The sequence below is a fragment of the Mycobacterium shunyiense genome (assembly GCF_058270075.1).
Window position 1 is genome coordinate 214,177 of the sequence record NZ_JBZDPU010000023.1, and the last position, 21,643, is coordinate 235,819.

General features: G+C 67.4%; 22 protein-coding genes and 1 pseudogene. 16 read left to right on the forward strand and 7 right to left on the reverse strand.

The window, feature by feature from the left end; genetic code table 11:
* Position 1: 1 nt before the first annotated feature.
* From AC4ELH_RS25775 to AC4ELH_RS25790, 4 genes are read left to right on the forward strand one after another with little or no spacing between them, the layout of a single operon-like run.
* The gene (locus tag AC4ELH_RS25775) at positions 2-589 is read left to right on the forward strand and encodes a DUF4129 domain-containing protein (protein WP_448445311.1); all 588 of its coding nucleotides are present in this window, start codon (positions 2-4) and stop codon (positions 587-589) included.
* The gene (locus AC4ELH_RS25780; protein ID WP_448445309.1) at positions 586-1,713 is read left to right on the forward strand and encodes a DUF4350 domain-containing protein; all 1,128 of its coding nucleotides are present in this window, start codon (positions 586-588) and stop codon (positions 1,711-1,713) included. Before AC4ELH_RS25775 ends, AC4ELH_RS25780 begins: the two co-directional genes overlap by 4 nt.
* Positions 1,710-2,684 carry an AAA family ATPase gene (locus tag AC4ELH_RS25785; RefSeq protein WP_064888134.1) on the forward strand — a complete coding sequence of 325 codons (975 nt, stop codon included), beginning with the start codon at positions 1,710-1,712 and terminating at the stop codon, positions 2,682-2,684. The genes AC4ELH_RS25780 and AC4ELH_RS25785 overlap by 4 nt, the downstream gene beginning before the upstream one ends.
* A complete protein-coding gene (locus tag AC4ELH_RS25790) occupies positions 2,684-4,006 on the forward strand; it encodes a DUF58 domain-containing protein (protein WP_498887568.1) in 1,323 nt (440 codons plus the stop codon). Before AC4ELH_RS25785 ends, AC4ELH_RS25790 begins: the two co-directional genes overlap by 1 nt.
* Before the next feature lie 29 nt (positions 4,007-4,035).
* Here AC4ELH_RS25790 and AC4ELH_RS25795 read toward each other — a convergent pair whose 3' ends face one another.
* Positions 4,036-5,028 carry a stage II sporulation protein M gene (locus AC4ELH_RS25795; protein ID WP_448445306.1) on the reverse strand — a complete coding sequence of 331 codons (993 nt, stop codon included), beginning with the start codon at positions 5,026-5,028 and terminating at the stop codon, positions 4,036-4,038.
* 32 nt (positions 5,029-5,060) lie between these two features.
* On the opposite strand from AC4ELH_RS25795, the gene AC4ELH_RS25800 reads away from it, so the two are divergent.
* Genes AC4ELH_RS25800 through lfrA form a run of 3 tightly spaced genes read left to right on the forward strand, consistent with a single transcriptional unit; the run spans position 5,061 to position 8,145 of the window.
* Complete coding sequence (locus tag AC4ELH_RS25800) at positions 5,061-5,906, forward strand: RDD family protein (RefSeq protein ID WP_448445304.1); 846 nt, start codon at positions 5,061-5,063, stop codon at positions 5,904-5,906.
* A 52-nt stretch (positions 5,907-5,958) separates the two neighbouring features.
* Complete coding sequence (locus AC4ELH_RS25805) at positions 5,959-6,534, forward strand: TetR/AcrR family transcriptional regulator (RefSeq protein WP_064888141.1); 576 nt, start codon at positions 5,959-5,961, stop codon at positions 6,532-6,534.
* 33 nt (positions 6,535-6,567) lie between these two features.
* A complete protein-coding gene (lfrA, locus tag AC4ELH_RS25810) occupies positions 6,568-8,145 on the forward strand; it encodes an efflux MFS transporter LfrA (RefSeq protein ID WP_498887571.1) in 1,578 nt (525 codons plus the stop codon).
* A 75-nt stretch (positions 8,146-8,220) separates the two neighbouring features.
* Here the strand turns inward: lfrA and AC4ELH_RS25815 are convergent, their stop codons facing one another.
* Positions 8,221-8,700 carry an anthrone oxygenase family protein gene (locus AC4ELH_RS25815; RefSeq protein ID WP_498887573.1) on the reverse strand — a complete coding sequence of 160 codons (480 nt, stop codon included), beginning with the start codon at positions 8,698-8,700 and terminating at the stop codon, positions 8,221-8,223.
* A gap of 98 nt (positions 8,701-8,798) precedes the next feature.
* On the opposite strand from AC4ELH_RS25815, the gene AC4ELH_RS25820 reads away from it, so the two are divergent.
* Both AC4ELH_RS25820 and AC4ELH_RS25825 read left to right on the forward strand, forming a co-directional pair.
* A complete protein-coding gene (locus tag AC4ELH_RS25820; protein WP_498887575.1) occupies positions 8,799-9,557 on the forward strand; it encodes a methyltransferase domain-containing protein in 759 nt (252 codons plus the stop codon).
* Between the two features lie 16 nt (positions 9,558-9,573).
* The gene (locus tag AC4ELH_RS25825; RefSeq protein ID WP_498887577.1) at positions 9,574-10,506 is read left to right on the forward strand and encodes an AraC family transcriptional regulator; all 933 of its coding nucleotides are present in this window, start codon (positions 9,574-9,576) and stop codon (positions 10,504-10,506) included.
* On the opposite strand, the gene AC4ELH_RS25830 is transcribed toward AC4ELH_RS25825, so the two are convergent.
* Together AC4ELH_RS25830 and AC4ELH_RS25835 are read right to left on the reverse strand one after the other, a co-directional pair.
* Positions 10,472-11,632 carry a cation:proton antiporter gene (locus tag AC4ELH_RS25830; RefSeq protein ID WP_498887579.1) on the reverse strand — a complete coding sequence of 387 codons (1,161 nt, stop codon included), beginning with the start codon at positions 11,630-11,632 and terminating at the stop codon, positions 10,472-10,474. The genes AC4ELH_RS25825 and AC4ELH_RS25830 overlap by 35 nt on opposite strands.
* A 9-nt stretch (positions 11,633-11,641) precedes the next feature.
* On the reverse strand, positions 11,642-12,952 hold the full coding sequence (locus tag AC4ELH_RS25835) for a carotenoid oxygenase family protein (protein WP_498887581.1): 1,311 nt from the start codon (positions 12,950-12,952) through the stop codon (positions 11,642-11,644).
* 58 nt (positions 12,953-13,010) lie between these two features.
* On the opposite strand from AC4ELH_RS25835, the gene AC4ELH_RS25840 reads away from it, so the two are divergent.
* The 3 genes from AC4ELH_RS25840 to AC4ELH_RS25850 all read left to right on the forward strand — a co-directional run bounded on the left by AC4ELH_RS25840 (position 13,011) and on the right by AC4ELH_RS25850 (position 15,032).
* Positions 13,011-13,529: a PadR family transcriptional regulator gene (locus AC4ELH_RS25840; RefSeq protein WP_064958211.1), complete on the forward strand. Its 519-nt coding sequence runs from the start codon at positions 13,011-13,013 to the stop codon at positions 13,527-13,529.
* A 68-nt stretch (positions 13,530-13,597) separates the two neighbouring features.
* Positions 13,598-14,335: a PadR family transcriptional regulator gene (locus tag AC4ELH_RS25845; RefSeq protein WP_064958212.1), complete on the forward strand. Its 738-nt coding sequence runs from the start codon at positions 13,598-13,600 to the stop codon at positions 14,333-14,335.
* Between the two features lie 19 nt (positions 14,336-14,354).
* Complete coding sequence (locus AC4ELH_RS25850; RefSeq protein WP_498887583.1) at positions 14,355-15,032, forward strand: hypothetical protein; 678 nt, start codon at positions 14,355-14,357, stop codon at positions 15,030-15,032.
* A 4-nt stretch (positions 15,033-15,036) separates the two neighbouring features.
* Here the strand turns inward: AC4ELH_RS25850 and glpK are convergent, their stop codons facing one another.
* On the reverse strand, positions 15,037-16,557 hold the full coding sequence (glpK, locus tag AC4ELH_RS25855) for a glycerol kinase GlpK (protein WP_448445285.1): 1,521 nt from the start codon (positions 16,555-16,557) through the stop codon (positions 15,037-15,039).
* 9 nt (positions 16,558-16,566) lie between these two features.
* On the opposite strand from glpK, the gene AC4ELH_RS25860 reads away from it, so the two are divergent.
* Positions 16,567-17,331, forward strand: coding sequence for a class I SAM-dependent methyltransferase (locus AC4ELH_RS25860; protein WP_498887625.1), 765 nt, complete (start codon positions 16,567-16,569; stop codon positions 17,329-17,331).
* Positions 17,332-17,337: 6 nt separating this feature from the next.
* Here AC4ELH_RS25860 and AC4ELH_RS25865 read toward each other — a convergent pair.
* Together AC4ELH_RS25865 and eccA are read right to left on the reverse strand one after the other, a co-directional pair.
* Positions 17,338-18,327, reverse strand: a pseudogene (locus AC4ELH_RS25865) (MinD/ParA family ATP-binding protein); the annotation flags it as partial.
* A 55-nt stretch (positions 18,328-18,382) separates the two neighbouring features.
* Complete coding sequence (gene eccA / locus AC4ELH_RS25870) at positions 18,383-20,191, reverse strand: type VII secretion AAA-ATPase EccA (protein ID WP_498887585.1); 1,809 nt, start codon at positions 20,189-20,191, stop codon at positions 18,383-18,385.
* Positions 20,192-20,260: 69 nt separating this feature from the next.
* On the opposite strand from eccA, the gene AC4ELH_RS25875 reads away from it, so the two are divergent.
* The 3 genes from AC4ELH_RS25875 (at position 20,261) to AC4ELH_RS25885 (ending at position 21,617) form a co-directional block, all read left to right on the forward strand.
* Positions 20,261-20,578: a hypothetical protein gene (locus AC4ELH_RS25875; protein WP_463791862.1), complete on the forward strand. Its 318-nt coding sequence runs from the start codon at positions 20,261-20,263 to the stop codon at positions 20,576-20,578.
* A complete protein-coding gene (locus tag AC4ELH_RS25880) occupies positions 20,575-20,928 on the forward strand; it encodes a YbaB/EbfC family nucleoid-associated protein (protein WP_064958217.1) in 354 nt (117 codons plus the stop codon). The genes AC4ELH_RS25875 and AC4ELH_RS25880 overlap by 4 nt, the downstream gene beginning before the upstream one ends.
* 404 nt (positions 20,929-21,332) lie before the next feature.
* The gene (locus AC4ELH_RS25885; protein ID WP_064958218.1) at positions 21,333-21,617 is read left to right on the forward strand and encodes a hypothetical protein; all 285 of its coding nucleotides are present in this window, start codon (positions 21,333-21,335) and stop codon (positions 21,615-21,617) included.
* The last annotated feature ends 26 nt before the right edge of the window (positions 21,618-21,643 follow it).

The following is a 21,643-nucleotide window of genomic DNA, read 5'->3' on the forward strand; positions in this document are numbered from 1 at the left end:
GGTGACGGGCATCGACATCGACCGTGACGCTGCGCACGACGCCGCGCAGAACGAGCTGACCAAACCGATCTATCCCAGGGCTTCACCGACTGAACAGATCGGCGACTGGATCAACGATCTGCTGTACCGGATCACCGCGGCGGGCTCGACGATCCCCGGTGGCTGGTTCACCATCTCGGTGCTGGCCATCCTGCTCGTGGTGGCCATCGTGGTAGCGGTGCGGATCGCACGGCGCACCATGCGTACTGCGCGTCGCGCTGACCACGCCCTGTTCGGCAGTCAGGAGCTCAGCGCCGCACAGCACCGTTCGATCGCTGAACAATATGCCGCACAGGGAGATTGGTCGGCCGCGATTCGTCACCGGGTCCGCGCGCTGGCCCGCCACCTTGAGGAGACCGGGGTGCTCGACGCGGTCCCGGGCCGTACCGCGACCGAACTCGCCCGCGACGCCGCGGCGGCACTACCGGGCCTTTCGGCCGGACTGTTCAGCGCGGCAAACACGTTCAACGACGTCACCTACGGCGAGCAACCGGGTACCGAGGCGTCCTACCGGGAGATCGCGGCACTCGACGAGGCCGGGGTGCCGTGAGCGCCGATTCGATCCGACACCGTTTCCGCACGGCACGCTGGGTTCTGCTGGGGTTCGCCGTGATCGTCGCGGTTTCCGTCGTGACGGTGTATCTGACCGCACCGCGCCCGGGTGGGGCGTTGGACCCCGAGTCGACGTCGCCGGAGGGAACGCACGCGTTGGTCAGTCTGCTGCGGGACCACGGTGTCGAGGTGATCACCGCGACCGATGCCGACCAGGTGCAGCAGGCCGCCCGGCCCGGCACCCTGCTGGTGGTGGCTCAGACGATGTATCTGTCCGGCGACAAGACCGTCGACCGGCTCGCCGATACCCCCGGCGACCTCCTGTTGGTCGCGCCGTCCGGACTCGTTCGGGAGAAGCTGGCACCTCAGGTCCGGCTCGGCAAACCGACGGAGTTCGGCGGCCGCGAGCCGGATTGTGAACTGCCCGAGGCGAACCGGGCCGGTGCCGTCCAGCTGGGCACCACCGACACCTACGTCGCCGCCAACAGTTCGCCGCTGACGTCGTGCTACGACGGCGCGCTGGTCCGCTACCACGACGGGACGCGCACCGTCACGGTCGTCGGCGCCGACTCCTTCATGACCAACGCGCGCCTGCTCAAGCAGGGCAACGCGGCACTGGCGATGAATCTGGCCGGTGCCGCACCGCGGGTGATCTGGTATGCACCACAGCATTTCGAGGCCGAGTCGACCGGTGACGGCACGCTGTCGGATCTGATGCCGCCGCAGATCCGGTGGATCGTCCTGCAGCTGTGCCTGGTGGTGGCCCTGCTCGCGGTGGCGCAGGGACGGCGCCTCGGTCCGCTGGTCGCCGAAATCCTGCCCGTGGTGGTCCGCGCGTCGGAGACCGTCGAGGGGCGTGGCCGGTTGTACCGCTCCCGCCGGGCTCGCGACCGGGCCGCCGACGCCTTGCGCGCGGCCGCACTGGGCCGGATGTTGCCCAGGCTCGGCCTGAACTCGTCGGCGGCACCACAGGCGGTGGCCGCCGCTGTCGCCGCGCGGTGCGGCACCGCCTCGAACTCGGTCGGACACATCCTGTTCGGCCCACCGCCTGCGACCGACGCCGAACTCGTCCACCTCGCACACCAACTCGACGACATCGAAAGGCAGGTCGCGCAGTCGTGACTCAGCCCCATCCAGAGAATGCCGGCTCCGATTCGGCCCGTGACGCCCTGCTGGCCCTGCGCAACGAGATCGCCAAGGTGGTGGTCGGACAGGATGCGGTGATCAGCGGGCTGGTGGTAGCGCTGCTGTGTCGCGGGCACGTGCTGCTCGAAGGCGTGCCGGGGGTGGCCAAGACCCTGCTGGTGCGCACCCTGGCGGCGGCCCTGCAGTTGGAGTTCAAGCGCGTGCAGTTCACGCCGGACCTGATGCCCGGCGACGTCACCGGCTCGCTGGTGTACGACGCGCGCACCGCCGAGTTCGAGTTCCGCGCCGGCCCCGTGTTCACCAACCTGCTGCTGGCCGATGAGATCAACCGGACGCCACCGAAAACCCAGGCGGCCCTTCTGGAAGCCATGGAGGAGCGTCAGGTCAGCGTCGACGGCATGCCTCGGCCGCTGCCCGACCCGTTCATCGTGGCAGCCACCCAGAACCCGATCGAGTACGAGGGCACGTATCAGCTGCCCGAGGCTCAGTTGGACCGCTTCCTGCTCAAGCTCACCGTGCCGCTGCCGCCGCGGGATCAGGAGATCGCGATCCTGAGCCGGCATGCGCAGGGCTTCGACCCGCGTGACCTGTCAGCCGTCCAGCCGGTGGCCGGCGCGGCCGAGCTTGCCGCCGGGCGCGACGCGGTGCGTCGGGTCCTGGCCGGCGACGAGGTGCTCGGTTACATCGTCGACATCGTCGGGGCCACCCGGCATTCCCCGTCCCTGCAGCTCGGTGTGTCACCGCGCGGCGCGACCGCGCTGCTGGCCACGTCGCGATCCTGGGCCTGGCTGTCCGGCCGGAACTACGTGACTCCCGACGACGTCAAGGCGATGGCCCGTTCGACGCTTCGCCACCGGGTGGCGCTGCGTCCCGAGGCCGAGTTGGAAGGCGCCACCTCTGACGGCGTACTGGACGGCATCCTGGCCGCCGTCCCGGTGCCGCGCTGATGGTTCTCACCGGCCGCGCCGGTCTGGTGGCACTGGTATGCGTGCTGCCGATCGCGTTGGCCCCTTGGCCGGCAACGGCTTTCGCTACACTGGCGGCGTTGCTGGCGGCAGCGGTGGTCGCAGATGTCGCACTGGCCGGTCGCATCGGCAGCCTGCAGGTCACCCGCAGCGGCGAGTCCACCGCACGGCTGGGCCAGAGCGTCGAGGCCGGGCTCACCGTGCACAACACCGGACGGCGGACGGTCCGCGGCGCCGTCCGCGATGCCTGGCCGCCCAGCGCGTCGGCACAACCGCGCGCCCACCAGGTGAATATCGTTGCGGGACAAACGATTTCCCTGGCCACTCGATTGCACCCAGTGCGCCGCGGCGACCAGCGCTGCGAGCTGGTCACGGTGCGGTCGATCGGGCCACTGGGACTCGCCGGACGCCAACGCTCGCAACGGCTACCCGGACAGGTACGGGTCCTGCCGCCGTTCCTGTCGCGCAAGCATCTTCCGTCCCGGCTGGCCAGGCTGCGGCAGTTGGACGGTGCGATCCCCGTGCTGATCCGCGGTCAGGGCACCGAATTCGACTCGCTGCGTGAGTATGTGGTCGGCGACGACGTCCGCTCGATCGACTGGCGCGCCACTGCCCGGCGCGCCGACGTCGTGGTGCGTACCTGGCGTCCGGAGCGCGACCGGCGCGTGGTGATCGTGCTCGACACCGGCCGTACCTCGGCGGGCCGGGTCGGGGTGGACCCGACCGCGCTGGATCCGGGCGGGTGGCCGCGACTGGACTGGTCGATGGACGCCGCACTGCTGCTGGCGGCGCTGGCTGCCCGCGCCGGAGATCACGTCGACTTCCTGGCCATCGACCGGGTGACACGTGCCGGGGTGTGGGGCGCCTCGCGCACCGAACTATTGGCCGCGCTGGTCGCGGCGATGGCGCCCCTGCAGCCCGCGCTGGTGGAATCCGATGCGACGGCGATGGTTTCGGCGGTGTCGCGGCGGGTACGGGGCCGGGCCCTGGTGGTGCTGCTGACGGATCTCAACGCCTCGGCGCTCGACGAGGGGTTGATGACGGTGCTGCCGCTACTGTCGTCGCGACATCAGGTCCTGCTGGCTGCGGTTTCCGATCCGCGGGTGGACCAGTTGGCGGCGGGTCGGTCCGACGCCGCGCAGGTCTATGACGCGGCGGCCGCCGAACGGGCCCGAAACGACCGCCGGGCCATCGCGTCGCGGCTGCGCGGCCACGGGGTCGACGTGGTCGATGCCCGGCCCGAGGACCTGGCGCCGGCCCTGGCCGACCACTATCTGGCGATGAAGGCTGCGGGCAAGCTCTAGCCCCCTGCGCGTCTGCTCGCCGGAAAAGTTCAGCCCGTGGGCAGCACGTCGGGCGCGTCCTCGAGGTCTCCACTCTCGCCCGCCCGGGCGGCCTTGCGGCCGAAATGGAACACGTAGCCGAGAAAGGCGAGTTCGGCGGCCAGACCGATGCCGATCCGCATCCAGGTGGGCAACGGCGACGGTGTCACCAATGCCTCGATCAGACCGGATATCAAGAGCACGACGGCCAGCCCGATCGCGGCCGCAACAACAGCCCGCCCCTGTTCGGCCAGCACCTGTGCGCGGGGTCGGTCGCCGGGAGCGATCACCGTCCAACCCAGCCGCATCCCCACCGCGGCGGCCAGGAATACCGCGGTCAACTCGAGCAGTCCGTGCGGGGTGATCAGGCCGAGGAAGAGATCTCCCTTGTCTGCGCTGAACATCAGTCCGGCGATCACACCGAGGTTCGCCGCGTTCTGGAACAGCACATACGGGATGGGCAGGCCGAGCAGGATCGCGAAGGCGATGCACTGCGCCGCCACCCAGGAGTTGTTCACCCACACCTGCAGGGCAAATGACGCGGCGGGATGCTCGCTGTAATACGACGCGAAGTCGTGGTTCACCAATTCGTCGATCTCGCTGGGGGTTCCGATGGCTGCGTGCACATCCGGGTTGCCCGACACCCACAGCGCCAGGGCGACGGTCACGATGAAGAACGCCACCGCCGATCCCAGCCACCAGCGCCAGGCCCGGTAGGCCACCACGGGGAAGGACACGGTCCAGAACCGGACGAACTCGCGCCAGAGCGGAGCGTGCGCACCTGTCACCGCGGCGCGTGCCCGGGCCACCAGCCCAGACAACCGGCCGACCAGAACGGAATCCTGCGAGGCCGAACGCACCATCGACAGGTGCGTCGAGACCCGCTGATAGAGGTCGACGAGCTCGTCCACCTCCGCACCGGTCAACCGTCGGCGTCGTTTTACCAACTGCTCCAACCGGTCCCAGGTGGGGCGATGGGCCACGACGAACGCATCGACATCCACGTGGCAAAGCGTAGTCGGTAGCGTGTGTCGGTATGGTTTGGCAGCCCGCGCCGGTGGTGACCGGGGACGCCGTCGTCCTCGACGTGGCGATCGCCCAGTTGCCGGTGCGCACGCTGGCCGCGTTGATCGACATTCTGGTGATCGCCGTCGGCTATGTGGCCGGTCTGGTGTTGTGGTCGATCACGTTGAGCCAGCTCGACGATGCACTGACGGCGGCCATTCTGATCATCTTCACGGTGCTGACCCTGGTGGGTTATCCGGTGGTGATGGAGACCGCGACCCGCGGCCGGTCGCTGGGCAAGATGGCGTTGGGTCTCCGGGTGGTGGCCGAGGACGGCGGCCCGGAACGCTTCCGGCAGGCCTTGTTCCGCGGGCTGGCGGGCTTCATCGAGATCTGGATGCTCACCGGCGGGCCTGCGGTGATCTGCAGCCTGGTGTCGGCGAAGGGCAAGCGCCTCGGTGACATCTTCGCCGGGACCGTGGTGATCAGTGAGCGCGGGCCCAAGTTGAACCCGCCACCGGTCATGCCGCCGGCGTTGGCCTGGTGGGCCGGCTCGCTGGAACTGTCCGGGCTGGGCCCAGAGCAGGCCGAGCTCGCCAGGCAGTTCGTGTCGCGCTCGGCCCAACTCGACCCGCGGATACGCCAGGAGATGGGCGGGAGGATCTTCGGCGAGGTGACCTCCCGCATCTCACCCCCGCCGCCGCCGGGCGCGCCGGTCGAGTACGTGCTGGCCGCGGTGCTGGCCGAACGGCACCGTCGCGCGTTGGCCAGGCTCATGCCGCAGGCCCCGGCTCCGGCGTTCCCAGCGCGTTATCCCCCGCCGTATCCGAACTACCCTCCACCGCCTCCGACCAGCGGGTTCACGTTGCCCAGCTGAAGTGTGGGACATCACTGTCCCATTTTGGCCCGGTCATGCTACATTTTGATGCATGACCAGTTCGGCGTCGTCGCACAGCGGACCGCGGGAGCGCACCCGCAAGGCGATTCTCGATGCCGCCATGACGGTCCTGGCCGACAATCCGTCGGCCTCACTGACCGATATCGCCGCTGCCGCCGACGTCGGCCGCAGCACCGTGCACCGGTACTACCCGGAACGCACCGATCTCCTGCGGGCCCTCGCCCGCCACGTCCACGAGCTCAGCAACGCCGAAATCGACCGCGCGGATCCCACCCACGGTCCGGCAGATGCGGCGCTGCGCCGCGTGGTGGAAAGTCAACTCGACCTGGGCCCCATCGTGATCTTCGTGTACAGCGAGCCGACGATCCTGGCCGATCCCGAGCTGGCCGCCTACCTCGACACCGGGGACGAGGCGATCGTCGAGGTGCTCAACCGCGCCGCTGTCGACAGGCCCGAATATCCCCCAGGATGGGCCCGGCGAGTGTTCTGGGCCCTGCTTGACGCCGGCTACGAAGCCGCCAAGCAGGACGGCACACCCCGCCACCAAATCGTCGACGCCATCATGACCAGCCTGACCGCGGGCACCATTGATCTCCCGCGCGGCTGAGCCCCTCTTCTTGAGTCCTTGGAGCCAAGCCCCATGTCCACCCGCCTCGACGGCTCGCCGTCAAACCCTCGCGACGGCTCGCCGTCAGACCCTCGCGACGGCTCGCCGTCGATGACACCGACGCCCAAACGCGCCTGGCTCGCACTCGCCGTGCTGGCCCTTCCGGTCATCCTGATCGCGGTCGACAACACCGTGCTGGCGTTCGCCCTCCCGGCGATCGCCGAGGATTTCCGGCCCGCCGCATCCACCCAGCTCTGGATCGTCGACGTCTACTCGCTGGTGCTGGCCGCACTTCTGGTCGCCATGGGCAGCCTCGGCGACCGGTTGGGCCGGCGTCGAATGCTGCTCATCGGCGCCACCGGTTTCGCGGTGGTGTCGGTCGCGGCCGCCTTCGCACCGAGCGCGCAGTACCTGGTGCTGGCCCGCGCCGTGCTGGGCGTGTTCGGTGCCATGCTGATGCCCTCGACGCTGTCGTTGATCCGCAACATCTTCACCGAGGCCTCCGCGCGCCGGCTGGCCATCGCGATCTGGGCCTCGTGCTTCACCGCGGGATCGACCCTCGGGCCGATCGTCGGCGGCGCGCTGTTGCAGCATTTCCATTGGGGGTCGGTCTTTTTGGTGGCCGTCCCGATCCTGCTGCCGCTGCTCGTCCTGGGTCCCAAGCTGATACCGGAATCCCGTGACCCGAATCCGGGCCCGCTGGATCTGACCAGCGTGGCGCTGTCCTTCACCGCCATGTTGCCCATCGTGTGGGCGATCAAGACCGCTGCCCACGACGGGCTGTCGGTCCTGGTCGGGCTGGCCTTCGTGGTGGGCATCGCCTCGGGCGTGCTGTTCGTCCTTCGACAGAAGCGCAGCGCCACCCCGATGCTCGACATCGGGCTGTTCTCCTACGCACCGTTCAGCTCGTCGATCCTGGCGAACTTCCTGTCCATCGTGGGCTTGATCGGCTTCATCTTCTTCATCTCGCAGCACCTGCAGCTGGTGCTCGGCCTGTCTCCGCTGGCGGCCGGCCTGGTGACCCTGCCGGGCGCGGTGGTGTCGATGGTCGCCGGGATCAGCGTGGTCAAGCTGGCGAAACGCTTTGCGCCGCAGACCCTGATGGTCGCCGGGCTGGTGCTGGTCGCGGCCGGGTTCATCATGATCCTGCTGTTCCGCCACGACCTGTCGGTGGTCGCGGTGATCGTGTCGTTCATCGTGCTCGAGCTCGGCGTCGGCGTCTCCCAGACGGTGTCGAACGACACCATCGTCGCCTCGGTACCGGCCGCCAAAGCCGGTGCGGCGTCGGCTGTCTCGGAGACCGCCTACGAGCTGGGCGCAGTGATCGGCACCGCCACACTCGGCACGATCTTCACGGCGTTCTACCGCAACAACATTGCCCTGCCGGCCGGCTTGAGCCCGACACAGGCGGCCGACGCCGGGGAGAGCATCGGCGGCGCCACCTCCGTGGCCGCCGACCTGCCGGCGAACACGGCGGCGCAACTGCTCGACTCGGCCCGCACCGCGTTTGATTCCGGGATCGCACCGACAGCGGTCATCGCGGCGATACTCGCGCTGGCCGCGGCCGGGATCGTCGCCTACGCGTTCCGCAAGCCGGCTCAGCTGATTTGACGCCCAGTGGCCAGTTATGACACATGATCCGCGAAAACGCGTGTGTCAACTGGCCACTCGGCCGCACACCGGGCCTCAGCGGTAACGCAGCCCGATCACCAGCAGGACCGCGCTGATGAACCCGGAGGCGGCGCGCACGTGGTTCCACGCGGTCCAGGTGGTCAGGTAGGCCTGCCATTCGGCCGCTGCATCGGTGAGATCGACCTGATCGATGTGGTTGTTGAGCGGCACGTTGAACAGCATCGTGACGAGGAACCCGAGGACTCCGAAGATCGCGCCGGCCAGCAGGAACCAACTGCCCGGCCGGCCGATCTGCGTCAGTGCGACCACGCCGAGGGCCACCGAGAGCAGCGCAGAGCCGAGCAGGAACAGCAGGAACGGCGCGTTGGTGTTGGCCGCTGAGTTCATCCCGCGCATCGCGGTGATCGCGGCGACGGGACCGGTCCGGTCGAGGCCACGCATCACGAATGTCGAGAAGGCGTAGAAGATTCCACCGCTCGCGGCACTGCCTAGGGCGGCGGCTGCGGTGAGGACGGCGACGGGGCTGATGGTCATGGCTTCAGTCAACGGCGCCGACCCGAGACGTTCCATGGTCGAGACTCCCGATTCCATACGTGATCGTCTCGCCGGTCGGCACTGCGACGATGGAGACCATGACCCGCGAATTCGACGAGCTGATCACCGAGGCCGACGCGGCATCGGTGGACGGCTGGGACTTCTCATGGCTGGACGGACGGGCCACCGAAGCCCGACCGTCTTGGGGGTTTCAACGACTGATGAGCGAACGGCTGGCCGCGGCATCGTCAGCGCTCGACATCCAGACCGGCGGTGGCGAAGTGCTCGCCGGAGCGACGGTGTTCCCGCCGACCATGGCAGCCACCGAGTCCTGGCCGCCCAACCTCGACCGGGCGACCCGGCTGCTGGGACCCCGTGGGGTTGTCGTGGTCGCCGATCCCGATGAGCCGCCGTTGCCGTTCGCCGACGCGGCGTTCGAACTGGTTCTCAGCCGGCACCCGGCCTCCGTGTGGTGGGACGAAATCGCGCGCGTGCTGTGTCCCGGCGGCACCTACTTCGCTCAACATGTCGGACCGGCAAGCGTTTTCGAGCTCACCGAGTTCTTCCTCGGCCCGCAGCCACAGGCCCGGCTGGCCCGAGATCCCGACATCGAGTGTGCCGCGGCGCAGAGGGCCGGCCTCGACATCGTCGGCCTGCGTGCCGAGCGGCTGCGGATGGAGTTCTTCGACGTCGGCGCGGTCGTGTACTTCCTGCGCAAGGTCATCTGGATCGTGCCCGGCTTCACCGTCGCGGCCTATCGCGACGAACTCGCCGCACTGCACCGGCAGATCGCGACCGACGGATCCTTCGTCGCGCACTCATCCCGGCATCTGATCGAAGCGCGCAAGCCGGGATGAGCGTTACCCTACCGAGGTGGACGCCCTGGTCGGACTGCTCGACGGCGTGCGCGCGCGGGGCGCATTCGTGTTGCGGCTCCGCATGGAGCCGCCCTGGTCACTCGCCATCCGCGACGAAGCGCCGCTGGCCCTGATCTGCCAGACGCGCGGCGAGGCCGTCATCGTCGGCGAGCACAGCGGCATCTTCCGGCTCGGGCCGGGCGACGTGGCGGTGACCCGCGGCACCGAGAACTACGTCTTCGCCGACGATCCGGCTACGCCGCCGAGCGTCATCATCAACCCCGGACAGCAGTGCACCACGCTGTCGGGCGAGGATCTGCATTTCGAGATGTCGCTCGGGCTGCGCAGCTGGGGCAACAGCGCCGACGGGGGCGCGGAGTCGATCGTCTGTGCCTACGAGGGTCGCAGCGAGGTCAGTACCCGCCTGCTCGACGCGCTGCCTGCTGTGCTGGTGCTGCACGCCGAAGAGTGGGACACGCCGCTGATCGATCTGCTGTCGGTCGAGGCCGGCCGCGACGGGTCCGGGCAGGAGGCCTATCTGGATCGGTTGCTCGACCTCCTGCTGATCGCGGTCCTGCGTACCTGGTTCGACCGGGACGACAAGGCACCACCATGGTGGCAGGCCGAACGGGACCCGGTCATCGGGCCTGCCCTCAAGCTGATCTACAACAATCCGGCCCACCCCTGGACGGTCTCCAATCTCGCTACGGCAGTGGGGTGTTCGCGCGCGGTCTTTGCGCGCCGGTTCACCGATCAGGTCGGTGAACCGCCGATCGCGTTCCTCACCGGTTGGCGCCTGGCGCTGGCGGCCGACCTGCTGCGCGGCAGCGAGGCCACGATCGCTGCCGTCGCCCGGCAGGTCGGCTACTCCACGCCGTTCGCGTTGAGCAGCGCGTTCAAACGGTCCTACGGGGTCAGCCCGAATGAACATCGGGTGCAGGCTGGTTGACCCGCGCCGCGAGCACCCCGGTGACTGAGGTGGTCGCGATGGTGACCAGCGCGCCGAGCATCAGCGCGGCGGGCTCACCTGGCGCCATCAGGTGCTGCTCGGTGCCCAGCGTCGCGGCGGCAACCGGCACGCCGAGCTGAGCGGCGGAGAACACGGCCAGCGTCACAGGCTGGCCCAGCAACCGTCCTGCACTGTGGGCGAGCACCGCACCGATCCCCAAAGTCACTCCGAGCACGATGAATTCGGGCTTGTCGGCGAGTTCGCGGACTTGCAGCGAGGCTCCGAGCCAGATGAAGAACAATGGGCCGAAGAACCCGTCGGTGATACCGAACAACTGCCTGGCCAGCCGCCGCGGCTCACCGATAGCCGACACCACCAGGCCGAGGGCGAACCCGGCCAGCATGATCGAGACGTGGGTGGCGACGGCCAGCGCTGACAGTCCGAACAGCATCACCAGGCTCAGGCGCAGCTCAAGCGCGAACTTGTGATCCTCGGAGTAGCGGTGCAGGCGTTTGCGTAGCCCCCGGGCATTCGCGGCACGTAACCCGACGAACAACACCGCCGCGCAGCCGGCAATGGCCAGCGCACCGAGAGCCGCTCGCGGCGCCCGCTGGATGTCGATCACCAAGGGCAGCAACACGATCGATGCCGCATCGGCAATGGCGATCTGCGCGGTTACCGACAGCACGTTCGGCCCCTGTAGGCGCAGGCCGTCGATCACCGGCAGCGCGAGTGCCGCCGACGAGGACGCCATCACCACGGCGTAGAGCGCGGCGTGGCCCGTCGCGAACAGGTGCGCGATCACCACTCCGAGCACGGCGGCCACCGCCCCCACCAACACCGCCCGAACCAGTGCCTTGGGAAGCGCGGTGCGCAGCGTGGTGTCGCGCACCGGCACGTGGGTGCCCACGACGAACATCACCAACGCGAAACCGATGTCGGCCAGCAGGGTGAAGGTGGGATCGGTGTGATCGACGACGCCGAATCCACTTCTGCCCAGGACGATCCCGACGATCAGCTCACCGATGACCACCGGGATGCGTAACCGCGGGACGGCGGCCAGTGCCGGTCCTGTCAGGCCGATGACCGCGACCAGTGCCAGCGTGTCGAACCCGAACCCGGCCATCCGCACACATTAGGCGCTGACCCAGTTCCCGTGGAAGCCGTAGGGAACCCGCTGCGGCAGTTTGATGGTCGCGACGGGGCCTCCGGTGAATTCGGACGCATCCAGGATCACGAGATCGCTGCCGTCCCGCTCCGGGTTGTAGACGTAGCCCAGGTACCAACCGTTGCTCTCGTCGGCGGGACCCGCGCCGGGGACGAACACGGCTTCCCCCGGTCCACCGGATCCGAGTTCGTGGCGCGCCCCGGCGCCGGTGGACAGGTCGTAGCGGATCCAGGCGTTACCCGCGACCGACACCGAGTACCGGGCGGGCAGACCCGCCAACCGATCATCGATGCGGGGGAACTCCACCCCGAGATCGTCGAGCTGACGCTCACGGACGGTCCCGGCCGCCAGGTCGATCCGCCACTCCCACAACACGCCCTCGACGTCGAACCCGCCGTTGCCGCGCCACAGTTCGGGGTAGCGAACTGCCTGCAGCACAATAGAATTACCGTCATCGTGCGCATTTGCAACGTGGAACACGTAGCACGAATCGATGTCGAACCACCGGATCGGCGCGTCGGGATCGTCCCGGCGCAGCACACCGAATCGGGCGCCGTAGTCATCGCTCCAGCGGTAGGGCATGTCACCTTCGCCCTTGACCGCGATGTCGAGGTCGAACACGACGGGCAGGTCCATGAAGATGACATGGCCTGCGGTCATCGCGAAGTCGTGCATCATGGTGTGCGCCTTGACATCCACCGGGCGGTTGACGGTCAGTTCACCATTGGCGTCCGCGCGGTGATAGGTGACATAGGGCTCGAAGATGCTGCCGTATCCGAAGAAGTGCAGCTCGCCGGTCGTCGGGCAGATCTTGGGGTGCGCGGTCATCGAGTCGACCAGTTTCCCGCCGAAGTCGTAGGCGCCCAAGGTTTCCAGGTCGTTGGTGATCTCGTAGGGCAGCGAGGATTCCACCAGCGCCAGTGTCTTGCCTGCGTGGTTCACGACGTGAGTGTTGGCGACGGCGGAGCGCAGGTTGCGCGTGCCGTCGGCGTTGTACAGCGGGAAGTCCTTGACGAAACTGTCGGTGCGGATCCAGCGGTTGCGGTACCACTTGGCTGCGCCGCCCTCGATGCGGACCCCGTGGATCATCCCGTCGCCGGTGAACCAGTGCTCGGTCGCCTGGCGTGGGTTCGGGCCGTTGCGCAGGTACCAGCCGTCGAGTTCGGCTGGGATGGCGCCGTCGACCGGCAGGTCGTATTCGGTGAGTTCGTCGGCGACGGGTGCGTAGTTGCCGCGCCGGAAGAAGTCGGTTTCGCCGATGGGCAGGGCTGAAGTCATGCACTCAACGGTGACATTCCATTACTGACATGTCAATAGTGGACGGTAGACTGCCGGCATGAGTCTGCGCATGGCGGCACTTGGCTTGTTGGCACAGCACCCCGGCAGCGGGTACGACCTGCTCAGACGGTTCGAGAAATCGATGGCGAACGTCTGGCCGGCCACCCAGAGCCAGCTCTACGGCGAGCTCAACAAGCTGGCCGTGGCCGGCCTGATCGAGGTCTCGGCGATCGGGCCGCGCGGCCGCAAGGAGTACCGCATCACCCCTGCCGGTCGCGCCGAACTGGAGCAGTGGATCACCAATCCCGCCGGCGACCCACCCGAGCGCAGCGCCGGGCTGCTACGGGTGTTTCTGCTCGGTGAATTGCCCCGCACCCAGGCACTCGAGCATCTCACCGCCCTGGCGGCCCACTCCGAATCCGAGGTGGTGCGACTCAAGGAACTAGAGACATCCATCGCCTGGGCCGATACCGACGAGGGCCGGTACGGGCATGCAGCCCTGGAATACGGCCTGCGTTTCAACGCCATGCAGGCCGAGTGGGCACATTGGCTCAAAAAGACTATCGACAACCGATAGGTTCCGATATATCGTTGACGCATCGGAAGCGCCAACAGCGCTCCTCCATGACAACGAAGGATTTACCAATGACCAACCCATTCAATGCACCAAACGGCGGCTTCGGTTTCGTACCCTTTGGCCGTGAAGAGGCCCGCCTCATGTTTCAGCAGGCCCGCGCCGCACGCCGGGACATGCGCGAGCAGATGCGCGCCCAGTCGCACGCGGCCCGCGAGCAAGCCGCCGACGCCACCTGCCAGACCGGTCTCGGTGGCCCGGGCTTCGGCCACGGACGTGGCTTCGAATTCGGCTTCGACCCGCGCGGAGGTCTCGGCTTCGGATTCGGCAACTTCGGCGGCCCACGGGGCCGGGGCGGGCGCGGCGGACGACGGGGACGACGCGGCGATGTCCGCGCCGCCATCCTGACCCTGCTGGCCGAACGACCCATGCATGGCTACGAGATGACGCAGGAGATCGCCGCCCGCAGCCACAACCTGTGGAAGCCCAGTCCGGGCTCGGTGTACCCCACCCTGCAACTGCTGGTCGACGAAGGCCTGATCACCCCGGCCGAAACCGAGGGCAGCAAAAAGACTTTCGAGCTGACCGAGGAAGGTCGCCAGGCGGCGGCCGCGATCGAGACCGCGCCCTGGGACCAGATCACCGAAGATGCCGACCCCGCTGCGATGAACCTGCGCGGCGCCCTCGGCCAGCTGATGGCCGCCGTCGGGCAATCGAACTTCACCGCCACCGAGGACCAGCAACAACGCATCCTCGACATCGTCAACAACGCCCGCCGCGAGGTCTACCAGGTCCTCGGCGAGGAGTAGCGGCCCGTAGGCTGCGGTTGTGAGCAGCCTCTTCACGATCATCGCGCCGGCCGTCGTCGCAGTCCTGACTGCGGCCGGCGCGGTCATCGGACTCCAATTCCGTGACGTCGACGCCTACGAGCGCCGGCGCGGTATCTGGCAGTGGCTTCTGGTCCTGCTCGCCGCCGCCGCGACGATGGGGGCCGTCGGCTCGGCAGCCGGTGTCGATTCCGGGGACCTGCGGGAAGCCATCATCATGGCGGTGGTCGGCGTGGTCGCCGTCATCGTCGCCCATGTGATGTGGCGGCGACGCGTCCCCGACGCCGAGCCCCGCAACATCGCGATCGCGACGGCCGCCGCCACGTGCGCGGTCCTGGTGATCGTGGGCGCGACCGCACTGACCTACACCGGGAACAAGGGTTGCCGGCAGGCCCAGCTCTTGGTGGACTACACGAACGCGAGCTTGGGCGCGCTCACACCCCCGCCCCCCGGCAAGCCAAGTCCGGCAGTGGGCGACTACGAGAATTGGTCGAAACTCATCCGCGAGGCCGCCGATCAGGTGACCGACGGCGAGGTCGGGCCGCACGCCCACAAGATGGCCGAGTTGGCCGGACAGATCACCGACGCCGTCCGCAACAAGGCGAGTGCCGACCACGCGGTTCTCGGCGTGCAGTATTCCGACGAGTTCAAGGCGATCGTCACCAAGTGCCGACGGTAGCCGGTCAGTCGATGTCGACCCAGTCCAGCGTGCGCGAAACAGCTTTGCGCCAACCGGCGTAACCCCCGTGACGCTGCTCGTCATCCCACTGTGAGCTCCAACGCTGGCCTTCCTGCCAGTTGTCCCGCAGATCGTCGGGGCTCGCCCAGAATCCCACTGCGAGCCCGGCTGCATACGCCGCGCCCAGCGCAGTGGTCTCGGCCACCACGGGCTTGACCACGTCGACGCCCAGCACATCGGCCTGGATCTGCATGCACAGCGCATTGGCGGTGATACCGCCGTCGACCTTCAGAACCTCAAGGTGCACACCGGAATCCGCTTCCATGGCCTCAACCACATCGCGGCTCTGGTAGCAGATCGCCTCCAGGGTGGCCCGCGCCAGGTGAGCATTGGTGTTGAAGCGGGACAGTCCGACGATGACGCCCCGGGCGTCCGAGCGCCAATAGGGTGCGAACAGCCCGGAGAACGCCGGCACGAAGTAGACGCCGCCGTTGTCGGCGACCTGCCGGGCGAGCGCCTCGCTCTGTGCCGCACCGCTGATGATGCCCAGCTGGTCGCGCAGCCACTGCACCGCCGAACCGGTCACGGCGATCGAACCTTCAAGGGCGTAAACGGGTTTCGAGTCACCGAACTGGTAACACACCGTGGTGAGCAGCCCGTTGTCCGAACGAACGATCTTCTCACCCGTGTTGAGCAGCAGGAAATTCCCTGTGCCGTAAGTGTTCTTGGCCTCACCGGGCTCCAGGCACACCTGGCCCACCATGGCGGCCTGCTGATCGCCGAGGATGCCGGTCACCGGTACCTGCCCTGCCAGCGGCCCGTTGTCTCGGGTGCTCCCGAACGAGGCCGGATTGGATGACGGCTTGATCTCGGGCAGCATCTGCCGCGGAATCGAGAAGAACGACAACAACTCGTCGTCCCAGTCCAGAGTTTCCAGGTTCATCAGCATGGTGCGGCTGGCGTTGGTGACGTCGGTGACGTGCTCGCCGCCTCGATAGCCTCCGGTGAGGTTCCAGGTCACCCAGCTGTCCGGCGTGCCGAAGATCGCGTCACCGTTCTCCGCATCGCGCCGGACCCCATCGACGTTGTCCAGGATCCACTGGATCTTGCCGCCCGAGAAGTAGGTCGCGGGCGGCAGCCCGGCCTTGCGCCGGATGACGTCGCCGCGGCCGTCCCGGTCCAACGCGGCGGCGATGCGGTCAGTACGGGTGTCCTGCCAGACGATGGCGTTGTGGTAGGGCCGGCCGGTGTGGCGGTTCCAGACCAGTGTGGTCTCCCGCTGATTGGTGATGCCGAGCGCCGCAAGGTCCGCGGCCACCAGGTTGGTCTTGTTCAGTGCGGTCATGATCGCCGCGGAGGTGCGCTCCCAGATCTCGACCGGGTTGTGTTCCACCCATCCGGCCCTCGGGAGGATCTGCTGGTGCTCGAGCTGATGGCGACCCACCTCGGCGCCGGCGTGATCGAAGATCATGCATCGGGTGCTGGTGGTCCCCTGGTCTATTGCAGCTACGAAGTCCGCGGACATTCGTACATGATGGCCTACATGGCTCCCGACTCCTCAGATATCGACCGGATGCCCAGAGGCGGATTCCGCGCGTCGTGCCTGGACCGGCTGCTGGAAACGGACCGACAGGAGTATCTCGACCGCGACGATGTCGACGAATCGACCAAGAACCAGGTGATCGGCGCCCTGGACTGGACCGGCCGGTTCTTCAGGAATCATCAGCGCTTCGCCGCGATCGCGCTCGATCTGGTCGCCGACGTAGCCGATCCGCGAATTCTGGAACTGGGCGCCGGGCACGGCGGCGTGTCGCGGCAACTGCTGGCCGACCACCCGTCCGCGCAGGTCACCGTCACCGACCTCGATCCGGATTCGGTGGCCCGGATCGCCGCGAGCGACCTCGGCAGCCATCCCCGCGCCGAGGTCCGTCAGATGGACGCCACCGAGATCGATGCCGCCGATGACAGTTACGACCTGGTCCTGTTCGCCTTGTTGTTTCACCACCTGCGCCCGTCGCAGGCCGCGCGGGTGTTCGCCGAGGGCACCCGGGTTGCCGAAACGTTGCTGATCATCGATCTGCCGCGGCCGCCCGCCCCGCTGCACCTGTTACGCCTGGCGACGATGCTGCCGATGGCCGCAGTGCTGCCGTTCGTGCACGACGGGGTCATCAGCTCGCTGCGCAGCTACAGCCCCTCGGCATTGCGCAGCCTGGCTCGCCACGCCGACCCGTCGATCGAGCTCACGCTGCGCGGCGGGCTGAACCTGCCGCAGATCGTGATCGCCAGAAACGGCCGGTGATCCCCGTCAGGCGCGCCGCTTGACCTGCGGCGCCACCGAGAAGAGGTCGGCGACGGTGGAAGCCAGCTCCAGGAAGGCCTGCCGGGTGGGCCGGCTGAGGAAACCGAGATCCACCTCGGCCCCTTCGGCGAGGTGATCGTCGAACGGAATCACGTGCAGAGCCCGCACCCTGGGCAGGAAATGGTTGGACAGTTGCCCCATGTCCAGCCCCAGGGCACCGGGGCGCGAGGCGCTGACCACCACGACCGCCTTCGGCACCAGGTGCGAATAGCCGTTGCGCTCAAGCCAATCCAACGTGGCCAGGGCGCTGCGTGCCGAGTCGATGGCCGGCGATGCGACGATCACGATCGCATCCGCCACATCAAGCACTCCCGCCATCGCCGAGTGCACCAGACCGGTGCCACAGTCGGTCAGGATGATGTTGTAGAAGCGCTGCAACACACTCAGAACGCCGCGATAGTCGTGCTCCGAGAACGCCTCTGAGGTGGCTGGGTCCCGCTCGGAGGCCAAGATCTCCAAGCGGCTGGTGCTCTGGGAGGTGTGGCGGCGGATGTCGGAGTACCGCGAGATGCCGTCATCAATGAGCACGTCGCGCACCGTGGAACCGCATTCGTTGGGTCCACGCTGGGCGAGCGTGCCGAAGTCGGGGTTGGCGTCCACCGCGATCACCCGGTCACCGCGGGTGGCGGCAAGTGTCGCCCCCAGACCAACGGTGGTGGTGGTTTTGCCCACTCCGCCCTTCTGGGACAGCAGGGCGATGTTGAACGGGCCGCCGACCACCGGTTGGTTGACCCGGTCCATGAGGGTCTTGTGGGCTGACTCCTGCTCGGAGACACCGGGATTCATGCCAGTGGCCCGGTAGACGGCCTTGCGCCAGCCCGACTTCGGCGTGGGCGCGGCACGGATCAGTCCCAGTTCGCCGTTGCTGGGCACCACCGACGGACGCTGACCATCTGCGGTCCGCGGCTTGATGGACGTGAACGGCGTCGGCTCCGGAGGGCCAACGCTCAACCGCTCGTCGTCGCTGTCGGTCATGGCTACTTCCCTCCGGTCAACTCGATGCCGTCATTCCGAGTACCTGTTTGAGCGCGGCCCGCATGTCCACCGGCTCGATCCGCATCAACTGCGCTTCGTCGAGTTCCGACAGATTGGTGCCGTGAACTTCACTGAGCCGGTATTCGCGTTCCTCTTCGGCCGCCTCGATGACGTTACGGACGAAGCGGCCGTTGCCGGCCAGATCGATGCCGGGACGCAACTGCCCCGACTGGTCGAGTGCCTCACTCTGACACAGCTCGACACACGCGGTGACGAGTTCTTCGTAAGCGGCGTCCGACAATTCGGAGTCCCTGGTGCGGGCGACGAGCTTACCGATGTCCCCGAGTTCGTGCGGACCGTAGGAGCTGAACCGGATTCGTTTGGTGAATCGCGACGCGAGGCCGTCGTTGGAGGCCAGGAATCGATCGATCTCACCGTCGTAGCCGGCGATGATGACCACCAGGCGGTCGCGGTCGTTCTCCATGCGGGCCAGCAGGGTGTCGACCGCCTCACGGCCGAAGGCGTCGCCGCCGGACAGTCCCGTCTGGATCAACGTGTAGGCCTCGTCGATGAACAGCACGCCGTCCATGGCCGAGTCGATCAACGCGGTGGTTTTGATCGCGGTGCTGCCGAGATGCTGGCCGACGAAATCGTGGCGTTTGGCCTCCACGATGTTGGGCGTGCGCAGCAACCCCAGCCCGCAGTAGGTCTGTGCCACCACCCGGGCGATCGTGGTCTTGCCGGTTCCGGGCGGGCCGGTGAACGCCAGGTGCAGACTGCGCGCGGCCGAACTGAGCCCCTTGTCCCCGCGGACCTTTGCCAGCATCGCCGCCGACTTCAATTTGGCGACTTGAAGTTTGACCTCTGACAAGCCGATCTGCCGATCGAGTTCCTGCTGCGCCGCCTGTAGGTATTCGTTGCCGCGTTCCGACAGATCGTCAGCCAGGAGGTCCTCTGCCGACGGCACGCTGGCCGGATCCCAGCGGTCGGTGCGCGAGTCGACGATCTCCTTCGAGGTGACCACCAACCGGTACTTCGGATCGGCCAACGCCGCGGCGTTCGCCTCGAATCCCGGGTCCTCGCTGTAGATCCGTTCGAAGATCACCCGGGCGTCCTGCTCTTCGCCCATCTCCCGGAGGGTCAGCCCCTTGCAGAACTCCGCGGCCCGCCGCGCTCCCGGAACCGGCCCCTCGACGGCCTGGTCGAGGCGGCGGATGCCCTCTCCGAACAGCCCCATCTGCGCACACGCCGATCCGACCATCAGATCGGCGCCGGCGCCGATGTAGTTGTCGGTGAACGATCCCGACCTGCTCAACGCGCTCAGCACATCGGGCCAGCGCTGCGTCGTGAAGTGCAGTACGCCACGGATATACGCGCGGATCTCACTGGTGTCACCGTCGGATGCCGTCGTGGCCTGGTCCAGCTTGTCGAGCACCTGTTCGGCCTCGTCGAAATCTCTGGCGCCGATCATGCTGGCCGCGTAGGCGAGCCACATCTCGGTCTTGGTACTCAACGGGTAGTCGAGGTACAGGCCGGTCTGGAAGCGTCCACTCAAAGCCCGTTGCGGCAGGCCGAGTCTGCGCTGCTCGCGGAACAACGTGAGTGTGCTGGTTCGGTACAGGTGGTAGACGACCTCGGGGCTGGTGTCACCGGCGGCGGCGCGACCCAGCCACGCGTCGCACATGTCCGGGTCATATTCCGTGGCCCGACGGAACGCGAGCGCCGCATAGGGCAGGTCGCGCTCGGTCTCCAATCCGTCGATGGGAATGCCGAGCGACAGCACTCCGGCATCGAAAACCCGCTGCGCATCGGTGGATCCATTCATCGGAGGTGACACATCTCCTCACTGCAGCCTCAGCCGCGATTCGCCCGCGAGTGTACTAAGTTGAGCAGAATGGCACAGCCGGTGCAGTCACCTGGCGGAACGATTTCGGTGCACACCACCGAACGGGGTCTGCCGGTGTCGCTTCGCCTCGACCCCGTCGAGCTGAAGAAGCCACCCGCACAACTGGCCGACGAGATCATGGCGCTGTGCCGTTTGTCCGCGGCCCGCGCCCAGGTCGAACACAGGCGTGACCTGGCCGAAAAGGGTTACAGCGCATCGGTCATCGAACCCTTGCAGTTGGCGACCGCAGAGGAATTGGCCCGTGCCGAAGACGCGGTGCTGGGCGAGGAGGGCGAACTCCCGTCCACCTGGGGCAGGTCGGTATGACCGGGCTCGCCGACTCCCTCATCGGTCGCATCCGCAAGCAGCGTGACCTGGTACAGGCGATGGATGAGCACTGCCAATCGATTTCGGCGCGGGTCACCAGCCGTGACGGGAACGTCAGCGCCGAGGTCGACGGCATGGGCGCCCTCACCGGACTGTGGCTCGGGCCCGCAGCGCACAAGCTGGGTGCGGACGCACTCGCCAAGCTGATCGTCGAAACCGCCGACGCTGCCGCGCAGGTAGCGACGGCCCGCCAGCAGTATCTGTCTCAGGAGTTCGCGCAGCGCATGCAGGAACTGAACCAGGCTCCACTGACTCGGTGGGACGGCGGCGCTTTCGAACCGCGCGGCTAGGTTCGCTCATCCGTCATCCGAGCGCGCTTCACGCAGACGATCCGCTATTGCCGTTGATAATTGACGTTCGCTGTAGATATTCGAATGGGTTATCACACAGGGAGTTACCCGCAACCACCGGGAACGCACGCACGGATTGGGCGTCACCGCAAGATGATTCACTCGCGCCACATCGCCCCCGGTCCGGCAAACACCCGGCGACAGCACCTTCCCAGCGTGCACGCAGAAACCACCCACAAATCACCGTGATCAGCAATTTTTGCCATTTCGCTAATTACCAAGACGAACGATCTACACGGATTATTTGCGGAAAATTTAGTTAGCTGCGGAGGGTGGCCGCGGCTATAGTCTATTGGTCTCGTGCCCACACAACCCCCGCTTCCAGCTGGAAAGGTATCAGCACGATGAGCGACATTTTCGCCGCCCAACCCTCGGGGATGGCTACCTTTTCCGCTGCGAACGAGGCGGCCGCATCCGCGATAACCACAGCTGGATCGGCCGACTCAGCGGCGATGCTGATGTCCGCGGCAGCCGCACTCGGCCCGATCGGCGCGGTGTATCTGGCGGCATTTGGCCCAGCTCAAGCCAATAATTTGGCCGGCACACTGCTGGTGGGCGGAGTGCACGCCGCCACCGGGGCCGCCACCGAAGGGGCCCGGTCCGCCGTCCTGTCCAACGACGACGCCTAGGCCTGACGCCATATGCCTACAGTTTT